Annotated in this window: 13 protein-coding genes; 10 read left to right on the top strand and 3 right to left on the bottom strand. The window is 71.6% G+C overall.

All coding sequences use genetic code 11. The annotated features are described in order from the left end of the window. Positions 1-56: 56 nt before the first annotated feature. Complete coding sequence (locus ACZ4TG_RS16025) at positions 57-572, top strand: ATP-binding protein (protein ID WP_468163440.1); 516 nt, start codon at positions 57-59, stop codon at positions 570-572. A gap of 42 nt (positions 573-614) precedes the next feature. Here the strand turns inward: ACZ4TG_RS16025 and idi are convergent, their stop codons facing one another. The 3 genes from idi to ACZ4TG_RS16040 form a co-directional block, all read right to left on the bottom strand. Then, positions 615-1,214 (bottom strand): isopentenyl-diphosphate Delta-isomerase, encoded by a 600-nt coding sequence (idi, locus tag ACZ4TG_RS16030; RefSeq protein ID WP_468162939.1) that lies wholly within the window; start codon positions 1,212-1,214, stop codon positions 615-617. Between the two features lie 145 nt (positions 1,215-1,359). Beyond that, positions 1,360-2,640: a GNAT family N-acetyltransferase gene (locus ACZ4TG_RS16035; protein WP_468163442.1), complete on the bottom strand. Its 1,281-nt coding sequence runs from the start codon at positions 2,638-2,640 to the stop codon at positions 1,360-1,362. A gap of 467 nt (positions 2,641-3,107) precedes the next feature. After that, positions 3,108-3,245: a hypothetical protein gene (locus ACZ4TG_RS16040; RefSeq protein WP_468162941.1), complete on the bottom strand. Its 138-nt coding sequence runs from the start codon at positions 3,243-3,245 to the stop codon at positions 3,108-3,110. Between ACZ4TG_RS16040 and ACZ4TG_RS16045 the strand changes: the two genes are divergently transcribed. The 9 genes from ACZ4TG_RS16045 to hpnD all read left to right on the top strand — a co-directional run bounded on the left by ACZ4TG_RS16045 (position 3,213) and on the right by hpnD (position 12,392). Further along, positions 3,213-4,850: a DUF5941 domain-containing protein gene (locus tag ACZ4TG_RS16045; protein ID WP_468162943.1), complete on the top strand. Its 1,638-nt coding sequence runs from the start codon at positions 3,213-3,215 to the stop codon at positions 4,848-4,850. The genes ACZ4TG_RS16040 and ACZ4TG_RS16045 overlap by 33 nt on opposite strands. Next, positions 4,847-5,599 carry a phosphocholine cytidylyltransferase family protein gene (locus ACZ4TG_RS16050; protein ID WP_468162945.1) on the top strand — a complete coding sequence of 251 codons (753 nt, stop codon included), beginning with the start codon at positions 4,847-4,849 and terminating at the stop codon, positions 5,597-5,599. The genes ACZ4TG_RS16045 and ACZ4TG_RS16050 overlap by 4 nt, the downstream gene beginning before the upstream one ends. After that, a complete protein-coding gene (locus tag ACZ4TG_RS16055; protein ID WP_468162948.1) occupies positions 5,587-6,648 on the top strand; it encodes an iron-containing alcohol dehydrogenase family protein in 1,062 nt (353 codons plus the stop codon). Before ACZ4TG_RS16050 ends, ACZ4TG_RS16055 begins: the two co-directional genes overlap by 13 nt. Beyond that, positions 6,626-7,405, top strand: coding sequence for a CDP-alcohol phosphatidyltransferase family protein (locus ACZ4TG_RS16060; protein ID WP_468162950.1), 780 nt, complete (start codon positions 6,626-6,628; stop codon positions 7,403-7,405). Before ACZ4TG_RS16055 ends, ACZ4TG_RS16060 begins: the two co-directional genes overlap by 23 nt. An 8-nt stretch (positions 7,406-7,413) precedes the next feature. Then, on the top strand, positions 7,414-8,304 hold the full coding sequence (locus ACZ4TG_RS16065) for a glycosyltransferase family 2 protein (RefSeq protein ID WP_468163444.1): 891 nt from the start codon (positions 7,414-7,416) through the stop codon (positions 8,302-8,304). A gap of 98 nt (positions 8,305-8,402) precedes the next feature. Further along, positions 8,403-9,332, top strand: a complete 930-nt coding sequence (locus tag ACZ4TG_RS16070) for an ABC transporter permease (RefSeq protein ID WP_468162952.1) — start codon at positions 8,403-8,405, stop codon at positions 9,330-9,332. Then, entirely contained in the window at positions 9,325-10,107 is a 783-nt protein-coding gene (locus tag ACZ4TG_RS16075) for an ABC transporter ATP-binding protein (RefSeq protein WP_468162955.1), read from the top strand. The genes ACZ4TG_RS16070 and ACZ4TG_RS16075 overlap by 8 nt, the downstream gene beginning before the upstream one ends. A gap of 342 nt (positions 10,108-10,449) precedes the next feature. Beyond that, positions 10,450-11,415, top strand: a complete 966-nt coding sequence (hpnC, locus tag ACZ4TG_RS16080; protein WP_468162957.1) for a squalene synthase HpnC — start codon at positions 10,450-10,452, stop codon at positions 11,413-11,415. Next, positions 11,412-12,392 carry a presqualene diphosphate synthase HpnD gene (gene hpnD / locus ACZ4TG_RS16085; RefSeq protein WP_468162959.1) on the top strand — a complete coding sequence of 327 codons (981 nt, stop codon included), beginning with the start codon at positions 11,412-11,414 and terminating at the stop codon, positions 12,390-12,392. The genes hpnC and hpnD overlap by 4 nt, the downstream gene beginning before the upstream one ends. Positions 12,393-12,413: the final 21 nt, after the last annotated feature.

Below are 12,413 nucleotides of genomic sequence, written 5' to 3' on the forward strand. Positions count from 1 at the left end.
CTGTTCCCCACTCTTGACGCGTGGAGACGATCGAGCGCGAAGACGGGGGCCTGAAGATGGAAAACAGCGGGAGTGTCCCGCCGGCCAAGGGGGGTGAGCCGGAGGCTCCGGCCGACCCCCTCGCGTACGAGGGGGTGTGGCGGTTCACCGCTCCCGCGGTAGAAGAATCCGTTCCGCAGGCCCGCCGGGCGGTACGCGACCTGCTGGGCCGACAGGGGGTGCCGGCCCACCAGGACCTGGTGTACTCGCTCCTGCTGATCGTCTCCGAACTGGTGACGAACTCGGTCCGGCACGCGGCCCTGCTCTCGCCGGAGGTCGCCGTCGAGGTCGCGGTGGGCCGCGAGTGGGTCCGGGTGGCCGTCGAGGACAACCACCCGTACCGCCCCAAGGCGCTGGAGGCGGATTTCGGCCAGACCGGGGGCCGGGGCCTGCTCCTGGTACGCGAGATCACCCTGGAGGCCGGCGGGGTCTGCGACGTCGAGCACACCTCGACGGGCGGCAAGGTCATCTGGGCGGCCCTGCCGCTCGGCGTCCCCGCCGCCCAGGAGCCGACGCCCGCCCCGCGCGGGTGATCCGCGTACGGATCGGGGACCGGGCACGGGACGGCGTACGGGCTACCAGCCCGCCGCGTCCCCGGTCAGCTCGCGGATCGCGGGCCGGGCCGCGTCCAGCACGGTCATGAACCAGGCCGAGAACGGCGCCTCCGCATGCCGCTTCACGAGCTCCTCGGCCGTCACGAAGGCGGTCTCCCCGACCTCCTCCGGATCCGGCCGCAGCGCCGCCTGCGCGAGTCCCACGAACAGGTGGTTGTACTCCTGCTCCACCAGGCCCGACGCGGGGTCCGGGTGGTTGTAGCGCACCGTCCCGGCCTCGGCGAGCAGCGACGGCGACAGGCCCAGCTCCTCGTGGGTGCGCCGGGCCGCGGCCGCGAACGGCGACTCCCCGGGGTACGGGTGACCGCAACAGGTGTTCGACCAGACGCCGGGGGAGTGGTACTTCCCCAGGGCGCGCTGCTGGAGCAGCAGCCGGCCCTGCTCGTCGAAGAGGAACACCGAGAACGCCCGGTGCAGCCGCCCGGGCGCCTGATGGGCGGAGAGCTTCTCCGCCGTGCCGATGGTGTTGCCGGACTCGTCGACCAGTTCGAGCATGATCGGTTCTTGAGTCCCGGTGCCGGCGGACGCGCTGTTCGCGGCGGTGGCTGGTGTGGTCGGCATACCCATCCTTCGCTTCGGACTTCGGCCTTCAAGTCTGCCGTACAAAAGAGGCTTGTCCCCACTTCGGCCATCCGCGCATGTCTGCCCCCCGTGCCGTGATAGGCGACGGAGGGCAGACGGTTCAGCCGCGTCCTACCGGGCCGCGTCAGATGCCGAACGGCGCCGGATAGCTGATCGTGCCCGCCGGAACCGGCACGGAATCGTCCAGTACGAGCGCCATCACCGCCTCGTCGGGCACCTCGAAGGGAGCCCGGATCCCGAACCGCGAGGCCGGTACGAATCCGAAGCGCGGGTAGTACGCCGGATGCCCCAGGACCAGGACCAGCGCCTCCCCGCGCTCCTTGGCGGCCGCGAGCAGCGCCCGTACGACCGCACTGCCCGCGCCCGAGCGCTGGAGCGCGGGATCGGCCGCCACCGGGGCCAGGGCGAGGGCCGGTGCGCCGTCCACCTCGCACCGGGTCAGCAGGGCGTGCGCCGCCACCGACCCGTCCGGGCGCTCGGCGACGTACGAGAGCCCCGGCAGCCAGGAGCCGTCCGCGCGGAGGGCGTCCACAAGATCCGCCTCCAGTGGGGTCTCGAAGGCGGCCAGGTTGACGTCGCGCACCGCCGCCACATCGGCGGCGGTCTCCGGCCGGGCCGGCCAGGCGCCGCCGTCCCCGGCGGTGACCGGGCGCAGGACGTAGCCCGTGTAGCCGTACTCGTGCCCGTGCCGCTCCCGTACGTCGAGCTCCTCGCGCACGCAGGCCAGCGCGGCCCGCGCCGCGCCGGACGGAGCCCCGGCGGCGCGTACCCGCTCGCCGAGCGGACCGTAGTACTCGGCCCAGTCGGAGTCGGGCTGGTGGTGGACGCCCAGCACCCGGTACCCGGCGGCCTGGGCGGCCGCCAGGTTGCGGGCGGTGGAGCGCAGCGGGTACTGGGGGTCCCAGAAGGCGCGTGCTCCGGCGGACGGCTCCCCGGTGGTCCACTCGCACTCGGTCACCACGAGGGTGCCGCCGGGGGCGAGCAGCCGCTTCCACGACGCGAGCGCGTGGTCGAAGCCGATGCAGTAGGCCGACCCCTCGGCCCACACGAGGTCGAAGGAACCGTCCTCGTAGGGGAGCGCGCCCATGTCCGCGCGGACGGTGCGGACGCGGTCGGCGAGCCCGCGGGCCCGGGCGGCGCGGCGGAGCTCGTCGAGGAAGCCCTCGTACAGGTCGACGGCCGTGACCTCGGCGCCCTCGCCCGCCTCGGCGGCGAGCAGCAGGGCGCTGCGGCCCGGACCGCAGCCCAGGTCCAGGATCCGCGGCCGCCGGGGCAGCGGACCGCACAGGGACAGCAGGTGCCGGGTGGTGGCGTCGGAACCGGGGGACTGGCGGGGCAGCTCGCGGTGCAGGGCGAAGAACGCCTCGCGGAAAGCGGGGTCACCGAAGTCGGGGGTGGTGGGGATGGAATCCGAAGACGTGGAATCCGAAGAGGTGGAACCGGTGTTGTCGGTCAACGTGAACCCTTGGAAAGGGGGCTCCGGCCGACGAGGTGGATCGGTGTGATCAGACCTGGCCGGATGCCCGGAAACGGGTGGGGACGTACCGGAGTTCGTCGCTGCCCATGGCGGCGACCTCTGCGACGGTCATCAACCCACCTCCTTCTTCACCGGGTTCGTACAGGTCTGCGGCCACCCTAACATCCAGGCGGTTTGTGGTCCCTCGGCGTTCTCGTCGATGATGATCGCGACCGGACCCCAGGCCCGGGAATATTCGGCTTGTCGGGGCGTAAACGGGTGGTGAACCCCCGCTTCCGTTCATCCGATAGCCTCTGCCGACGTGCCGCCGCCCCACGTGGCGGCCGTCCCGTGTTCGCTGCAAGGAGTGGGTTCGTCTGCCGACCGTCATCCTCACCGGCCTGCCGGTCCCCGGATCACCGCTCGCGGACGAGCTGCGCGCGCTCGGCTTCGAGGTCCGCCCCGTCGCCGGGCCCGAGGACACCGCCACCGCCCTGGCCGACGTACCGGCCGAGCAGCGGGTGGCCGTCGTCGACAGCGCCTTCGTCGGGCACGCGCACGCCCTGCGGCTCGCGCTGACCGACCCGCGCTTCGACGCCTGCGCCGTGACCGGCGCCCTCGCCGTCCAGGCCGGCGCCCGCGCCGCCCTGGACCGGGCCGCGGCCCTCGCACCGGAAGGCGCCGGTCCCTACCCCGACCGGCTGGCCGCCGCCGTCGAGGCCGCGGGCATCCCCGTCCAGCGGCCCGAGCTCGGCACCCTGGTCGCCGCCGTTCCCGCCACCGAAGGGGAGCGCGAGGCGGCCGTCGCCGCCGTCGGCGCCGTGGACGACGAGGCGGTCCGGCTGCGCACCGCGGTGAAGTCCCGCGACGGCTTCTTCACCACCTTCTTCATCAGCCCGTACTCGCGCTACATCGCCCGCTGGTGCGCCCGGCGCGGCCTGACCCCCAACCAGGTCACCACGGCCTCCCTGATCACCGCGCTGATAGCGGCCGGCTGCGCCGCCACCGGCGACCGCTGGGGCTACGTCGCGGCCGGTGTGCTGCTCCTCGTCTCCTTCGTCCTGGACTGCACCGACGGGCAGCTCGCCCGCTACTCGCTGCAGTACTCGACGATGGGCGCCTGGCTCGACGCGACCTTCGACCGTGCGAAGGAGTACTCCTTCTACGCGGGCCTCGCGCTCGGAGCGGCCCGGGGCGGCGACGACGTCTGGGCCCTGGCGCTCGGCGCCATGATCCTGATGACCTGCCGGCACGTCGTGGACTTCTCCTTCAACGAGGCCAACCACGACGCCACCGCCAACACCAGCCCGACCGCCGCCCTCTCCGACAAGCTCGACAGCGTCGGCTGGACGGTCTGGGTGCGGCGGATGATCATCCTGCCGATCGGCGAGCGCTGGGCCATGATCGCCGTGCTGACGGCCGTCACCACACCCCGGATCGTCTTCTACGCGCTGCTCGTCGGCTGCGCCTTCGGGGCGCTCTACACCACTGCGGGCCGGGTCCTGCGCTCGCTGACCCGCAAGGCGAAGCGGACCGACCGGGCCGCCCAGGCCCTCGCGGACCTCGCCGACTCGGGCCCGCTCGCCGACCTCGCGGGCAGGATCCTCGGCCGGATGGCCCCCGGCGCGGGGATCGTCGCCGCCGTCGTCGGCTCGGGCGCCCTGCTGTGGGCGGCCTGGGCGTACGGGTTCGGTGACCGGCAGGTCGTCATCGCCGCCGTCTTCTACGCGGTGCTCGCCGGTGCGGCCGTCGCCCGCCCCCTCAAGGGCGCCCTCGACTGGCTCGTCCCGCCCGTCTTCCGGGCCGCCGAATACACCACCGTGCTGATCCTCGCCGCCAAGGCCGACGTCCCCGGAGCCCTTCCGGCGGCATTCGGACTGGTCGCGGCGGTCGCCTACCATCACTACGACACGGTGTACCGCATCCGCGGTGGCACCGGAGCGCCCCCGCACTGGCTGGTGCGGACGATCGGCGGCCACGAGGGCCGGGTGCTGCTGACCGCGGCCCTGGCGGCCGCCCTGGCCTCGCGCCCCACGGACTTCCCCGTCGCGCTCACGGCCATGGCCGTGTTCGTGGCACTCGTGGTGCTCTCGGAGAGCATCCGCTTCTGGGTCTCCTCCGGAGCACCCGCCGTACACGACGAAGGAGAACCAGCATGATCGGCCTTGTACTCGCTGCCGGTGCCGGACGCCGCCTGCGTCCCTACACCGACACCCTGCCCAAGGCCCTCGTGCCCGTCGGACCGCAGGGCGACGAGGAGAGCCTCACCGTCCTCGACCTGACCCTCGGCAACTTCGCCGAGGTCGGCCTGACCGAGGTCGCGATCGTCGTCGGCTACCGCAAGGAGGCCGTCTACGAGCGCCGCGAGGCCCTGGAGGCCAAGTACGGCGTCAAGATCACTCTGATCGACAACGACAAGGCCGAGGAGTGGAACAACGCCTACTCCCTGTGGTGCGCCCGTGACGTCCTCAAGCAGGGCGTGATCCTCGCCAACGGCGACACCGTCCACCCGGTCTCGGTCGAGAAGACCCTGCTCGCCGCCCGCGGCAACGGCCAGAAGATCATCCTCGCCCTCGACACGGTCAAGCACCTGGCCGACGAGGAGATGAAGGTCATCACCGCCGACGGGCGGGGCGTGCGCAAGATCACCAAGCTGATGGACCCCGCCACCGCGACCGGCGAGTACATCGGCGTCACCCTGATCGAGCCGGAGGCCGCCGAGCAGCTGGCCGAGGCGCTGAAGACCACCTTCGAGCGCGACCCCGACCTCTACTACGAGGACGGCTACCAGCAGCTCGTCGACGATGGCTTCACCATCGACGTGGCCCCCATCGGCGACGTCAAGTGGGTCGAGATCGACAACCACGACGACCTCGCCAAGGGCCGGACGATCGCATGCCAGTACTGACGCGGCTGATCCCCTCGCCTGTTGTCGTCGACATCAGCCGAGGGGCGATGGACGATCTGGCCGGCCTCCTGGCCGACCAGCGCATCTCCGCGTCCGGCAAGCTCGCCATCGCGATCAGCGGGGGTTCCGGCCAGGTGCTGCGCACCAAGCTGGAGCCCGTGCTGCCGCATGCCGACTGGTACCCGGTCGTGGACGGCACCATCGACTCCGCGGTCAAGCTGGCCGACGACATAAAGGGCCGCCGCTACGACGCCGTCGTGGGCCTGGGCGGCGGCAAGATCATCGACGTGGCGAAGTACGCCGCGGCGCGGGTCGGCCTGCCCATGGTGGCCGTCGCCACCAATCTCTCCCACGACGGCATCTGCTCGCCGGTGTCCATCCTGGACAACGACAACGGCCGCGGGTCCTACGGCGTGCCCACCCCGATCGCGATGGTCATCGACCTCGACGTGATCAAGGACGCGCCCGTACGGTTCATCCGGGCCGGCATCGGCGACGCGATCTCCAACATCTCCGCGATCGCCGACTGGGAGCTCTCGCACCGGCTGACCGGCGAGCCCGTGGACGGCCTGGCCGCCGCCATGGCCCGTACCGCCGGCGAGTCGGTCCTGCGCCACCCCGGCGGATGCGGTGACGACGAGTTCCTCACCGTGCTCTCCGAGGCGCTCGTGCTCTCCGGCATCGCCATGTCGATCAGCGGCGACAGCCGCCCGTCGTCCGGCGCCTGCCACGAGATCAGCCACGCCTTCGACCTGCTCTACCCGGGGCGCTCCGCGCTCCACGGCGAGCAGGTCGGCATCGGCGCCGCCTTCGCGATGCACCTGCGGGGCGCCGGCGAGCAGTCCGGCCTCTTCGTCGAGGTGCTGCGCCGCCACGGCCTGCCGACCGTGCCCGAGGAGATCGGGTTCAGCGTGGACGAGTTCGTCGCGGCCGTCGAGTACGCCCCCCAGACCCGCCCGGGACGCTTCACCATCCTGGAGCACCTCAACCTGTCCGCAGCCGAGATCAGGGACGCTTACGCCGACTATGTCCAGACCATCCGTAGCTGAACTCCGGCCCGTCGTCCACCCGCCGGGCGTCAAGGACCGGCGCAGCGGTGAGCACTGGGGCGGGCGCCTGTACATGCGCGAGATCTCCCTGCGCATCACCCGCGTCCTGGTGAACACCAAGGTCACGCCGAACCAGCTGACCTACCTGATGACCCTCGCCGGTGTCCTGGCCGCCCCGGCCCTGCTGGTGCCGGGCGTCTGGGGCGCCGTCCTCGGCGTGGTGATGGTCCAGCTCTACCTGCTGCTCGACTGCGTCGACGGCGAGGTCGCCCGCTGGAAGAAGCAGTTCTCGCTCTCCGGGGTCTACCTGGACCGGGTCGGCGCCTACCTGTGCGACGCGGCCGTCCTGGTCGGCTTCGGCCTGCGCGCCGCCGACCTGTGGGGCGGCGGGCGGATCGACTGGCTGTGGGCCTTCCTGGGCACCCTCGCGGCGCTCGGCGCGATCCTGATCAAGGCCGAGACCGACCTGGTCGGCGTCGCCCGGCACCAGACCGGCAAGGAGCCGGTCAAGGAGGCGGCGTCCGAGCCGCGCTCCTCCGGCATGGCGCTCGCCCGCCGGGCCGCGGCCGCGCTGAAGTTCCACCGCCTCGTCCTCGGCATCGAGGCGTCGCTGCTCATCCTGCTGCTGGCCGTCGTCGACCAGGTCCGGGGCGACCTGTTCTTCTCCCGGCTCGGTGTCGCCGTACTGGCGGGCATCGCCCTGCTCCAGACGGTGCTGCACCTGGTGTCGATCCTGGCCTCCAGCAGGCTCAAGTGACGACGCCGATGCGGCTGGGCGCCGTGATCATCACCATGGGCAACCGGCCCGACGAGCTGAAGGCGCTGCTCGACTCGGTGGCCCGCCAGGAGGGCGACCCGATCGAGGTCGTCGTCGTGGGCCAGGGCGTCGAGGTCACCGGGCTGCCCGAGGGCGTACGCACCGTCGGCCTGCCCGAGAACCTCGGCATCCCGGGCGGCCGCAACGTCGGCATCGAGGCCTTCGGCGCCCAGGGCCCCGAGGGTCTCGACGGCTTCGACGTGGACGTGCTGCTCTTCCTGGACGACGACGGGCTGCTGGAGCGCACCGACACCGCCGAGCTGTGCCGGCAGGCCTTCACCGAGGACCCCAAGCTCGGGATCGTCAGCTTCCGGATCGCCGATCCGGAGACCGGCGAGACCCAGCGCAGGCACGTGCCCCGGCTGCGCGCCTCGGACCCGATGCGCTCCTCCCGCGTGACGACCTTCCTGGGCGGCGCCAACGCCGTCCGCACGAAGGTCTTCGAGCAGGTCGGGACGCTGCCCGGGGAGTTCTTCTACGCTCACGAGGAGACGGATCTGGCCTGGCGGGCGCTCGACGCGGGGTGGCAGATCGACTACCGGGCGGACATGGTGCTGCTGCATCCGACGACCGCCCCGTCCCGCCACGCGGTGTATCACCGTATGGTGGCCCGTAACCGGGTGTGGCTGGCCCGCCGTAACCTGCCGGCCCCCCTGGTACCGCTGTACCTGGGCGTCTGGATGGCGCTGACCCTCCTGCGCAAGCCGTCGCGGCCGGCCCTCAAGGCCTGGTTCGGCGGGTTCAAGGAGGGCTGGACCACTCCGTGCGGTCCCAGGCACCCCATGAAGTGGCGTACGGTCTGGCGGCTGACGCGGCTGGGCCGACCACCTGTCATCTGACAAGCTCGCGTCTGGGAGCATGGGGCCCGATCAGGGGTCCCGTGCCCCGGTCCCCCTGTCCCCTTCTGCCGCATCTTGAAGACGGAAAGTTTCAACTTGTGAGTGACACAACCCACGACGGCGCCCTCGCCACGAGCAAGCCGCCGTCCGATGACGCGGGGCTCAGCCCCGCGGAGCTCGCCAGGAAGTACGGCCTGTCCGTCAGCGGCGCCCGGCCCAGCCTGGGCGGGTACGTGCGGCAGCTCTGGGGACGGCGCCACTTCATCATGGCCTTCTCCCGGGCCAAGCTGGTGGCGCAGTACAGCCAGGCCAAGCTCGGGCAGATCTGGCAGGTGGCGACCCCCCTGCTGAACGCCCTGGTCTACTACCTGATCTTCGGCCTGATCCTCAACGCCGGCCGCGGCATGGAGAAGGGGGTGTACATCCCCTTCCTGGTGATGGGCATCTTCGTCTTCACCTTCACCCAGAACTCGCTCATGGCGGGTGTCCGCGCGATCCCGACCAACCTCGGACTGGTCCGCGCGCTGCACTTCCCGCGCGCCTCGCTGCCGATCTCCTTCTCGATGCAGCAGCTCCAGCAGCTGCTGTACTCGATGATCGTGGTGGTCGTCGTCGCGGTGGCCTTCGGGAACTACCCGCGGCCGTCGTGGCTGCTGGTGATCCCCACGCTGGCGCTGCAGTTCGTCTTCAACACCGGCCTCGCCCTGGTCTTCGCGCGCATGGGGTCCAAGACCCCCGACCTCGCGCAGCTGATGCCCTTCCTCACGCGTACGTGGATGTACGCCTCGGGCGTCATGTTCTCGATCAGCGAGATGCTCAAGGACAAGCCCCAGTGGATCGCGGACGTGCTCCAGTGGAACCCCGCGGCGATCTACATGGACCTGGTCCGCTTCGCGCTGATCGACGACTACGGCCGCGAGAACCTCCCGCCGCACGTCTGGGCCTTCGCGGTCGGCTGGGCCGTGCTGATCGGCCTCGGCGGTTTCGTGTACTTCTGGAAGGCTGAGGAGCGTTACGGCCGTGGCTGAGAACAACAAGGGGCACGTCCCCACCGTCATCGCCGACGACGTCCACATCGTCTACCGGGTCAACACCGGCAGCTCCGGCAAGGGCAGCGCCACCGCGGCGCTGAGCAAGATAATCCGCCGCGGCAAGGGCGACGCCCCGGGCGTGCGCCGGGTCCACGCCGTCCGCGGTGTCTCCTTCACGGCGTACCGCGGCGAGGCCATCGGCGTCATCGGCTCCAACGGCTCGGGCAAGTCGACCCTGCTGCGCGCCATCGCGGGCCTGCTGCCCTGCGAGTCGGGCCGGGTGTACACCGACGGCCAGCCCTCGCTGCTGGGCGTCAACGCCGCCCTGATGAACGACCTGACGGGCGAGCGCAACGTGGTGCTCGGCGGTCTGGCGATGGGCATGAGCCGGGAGCAGATCCGCGAGCGCTACGAGGGCATCGTCGACTTCTCGGGCATCAACGACAAGGGCGACTTCATCTCCCTGCCGATGCGCACGTACTCCTCCGGCATGGCGGCGCGCCTGCGCTTCTCCATCGCCGCGGCCAAGGACCACGACGTGCTGATGATCGACGAGGCGCTGGCCACCGGTGACCGGAAGTTCCAGGTGCGCTCCGAGGCCCGCATCCGCGAACTGCGCGAGAAGGCCGGAACGGTCTTCCTGGTGAGCCACAACAACAACTCCATCCGCGACACCTGCAGCCGGGTGCTGTGGCTGGAGAAGGGTGAGCTGCTGATGGACGGGCCCACCGAGGAAGTGGTCTCGGCGTACGAGAAGGCCACCAGCCACTGAGCGACGCGTTCACGGTGATTCCCGCAGGCCCCTGCCGCTCCGCGCGGCGGGGGCCTCGGCATGACGGCGGTATTTCCGCCGTCCGACATTCCGTGGCGGAGCGAATACCCGATAGGCCTTCGCGACGTTGTACAGCGTAAGCTGGACCAGTTCTCAATCGCGCCAAGAGGGGACGATTCCCCACAGCCGAAAAGGCCGGGGGTACCCCGGGTAAAGTCCGGCGGCGTGTCCGAAATAGGATGACTTGGGTCGGCAGTGTAGAACGGGAGATGTGACGGCAATGGCTACGGGAATTCTCCGGCCCCCAGGTACTCTGGCCGTCCCCGCCGCGGGCGGCGGGCGGTGACCCCCGGGCACGGCACCCGGCCCCGGCGGCCCGAGGCCCGCACAGCCCCCGAGGCCCGCACAGCCCCCGACGCCCACACCGGCGCGACCCTCGGCAAGGCCCGTACGGAGAACTTCCCCGTCGCCCCCTCCTTCCTGCCGCGCGCCTGGCGCGAAGGCCTGATGGCGGTCTACGGCTACGCCCGCCTCGTCGACGACATCGGCGACGGCGATCTCGCCCCCGGCGGCCGGGACGCCGTGCTCCTCGGGCTCGACCCCGAGGCCGTCGACGACCGGCTCGCGATGCTCGACGCCTTCGAGGCCGACCTGGGGCGCGTGTTCGGCTCCGCGGACGGACCCCCGCGGCACCCCCTGCTGCTGGCCCTGCGGCCCGTCGTACGCGAGCACGGCCTCACCCCCGAACCCTTCCTCGGCCTCATCGAGGCCAACCGCCAGGACCAGCGGGTCGCGCGCTACGAGACGTACGGGGACCTGCTCGGCTACTGCGAGCTGTCCGCGAACCCCGTGGGCCGGCTCGTGCTCTCCCTCACCGGGACCAGCACCCCCGAGCGGATCCGCCTCTCCGACGCCGTGTGCACCGCCCTGCAGATCGCCGAGCACCTCCAGGACGTCGCCGAGGACCTCGGCCGCGACCGGATCTACCTCCCGGCCGAGGACATGCGCCGTTTCCACGTGTCCGAGACCGACCTGAAGGCCCCGTCCGCCGGAGCATCGGTACGTTCCCTGATCGCCTTCGAAACCGAGCGCGCCAGGAACCTGCTGAATGAAGGCACCCCGCTCGTGGGTAGCGTGCACGGCAGGCTCCGGCTGCTGCTCGCGGGCTTCACAGGAGGGGGGCGTGCCGCCCTGCGAGCCGTCACCGCCGCCGGTTTCGACGTGCTTCCCGGCCCGCCCAAGCCCACCAGGAGCGGCCTGCTCCGCGAGGTGGCCGCCGTTTTGCGCACAGCGCCGAGAAAGGGGTGAGCCCGAACGTGGAGGGCCCCACACACGCGTCCGCACCGTCCGCGCTGTCCGCACCGGTGTCCGCGGCCTACAGCTACTGCGAGGCCGTCACCGGAACGCAGGCGCGCAACTTCGCGTACGGCATCCGGCTGCTGCCCACCGACAAGCGGCAGGCGATGTCCGCGCTGTACGCGTTCTCGCGCCGCGTCGACGACATCGGCGACGGCGCCCTGCCGCCCGAGGCCAAGCTGGCCCGGCTGGAAGAGACCCGGGCCCTCCTCGGCAGGATCCGGGCGGAGGAGATCGACGAGGACGACACCGACCCGGTCGCCGTCGCGCTCGCCCACGCCGCGCGCCGCTTCCCGATCCCCCTCGGCGGACTCGACGAACTCATCGACGGGGTCCTGATGGACGTCCGCGGCGAGACCTACGAGACCTGGGACGACCTCAAGGCCTACTGCCGCTGCGTGGCCGGCGCCATCGGACGGCTCTCCCTCGGCGTGTTCGGCACGGTCAACACCGGCGGTCTCGGCGCGCCCGGCGCCGAACGCGCCGCCGAGTACGCCGACACCCTGGGCCTCGCCCTCCAACTCACCAACATCCTCAGGGACGTTCGCGAGGACGCCGGCAACGGGCGCACCTACCTGCCCGCCGAGGACCTCGCCAAGTTCGGCTGCTCCGAGGGCTTCCACGGCGACCGGGCCCAGGCCGGCGCCGACTTCGCCGGACTCGTCCACCACGAAGTCCGGCGCGCCCGGGCCCTGTTCGTCGAGGGATACCGGCTGCTGCCCATGCTCGACCGGCGCAGCGGAGCCTGCGTCGCCGCCATGGCCGGCATCTACCGCCGCCTCCTCGACCGCATCGAGCGCGAGCCCGAGGCCGTCCTGCGCGGCCGCGTCTCGCTCCCCCCGCACGAGAAGGCGTACGTCGCCGTGCGCGGCCTGTCGGGCCTCGACGCCCGGACCATCTCGCGCCAGAGCACCAGGAGGCGGTTCTGATGGCGGCGACCCCTTCTCCGG

It is taken from the genome of Streptomyces sp. NPDC028314 (genome assembly GCF_055565795.1).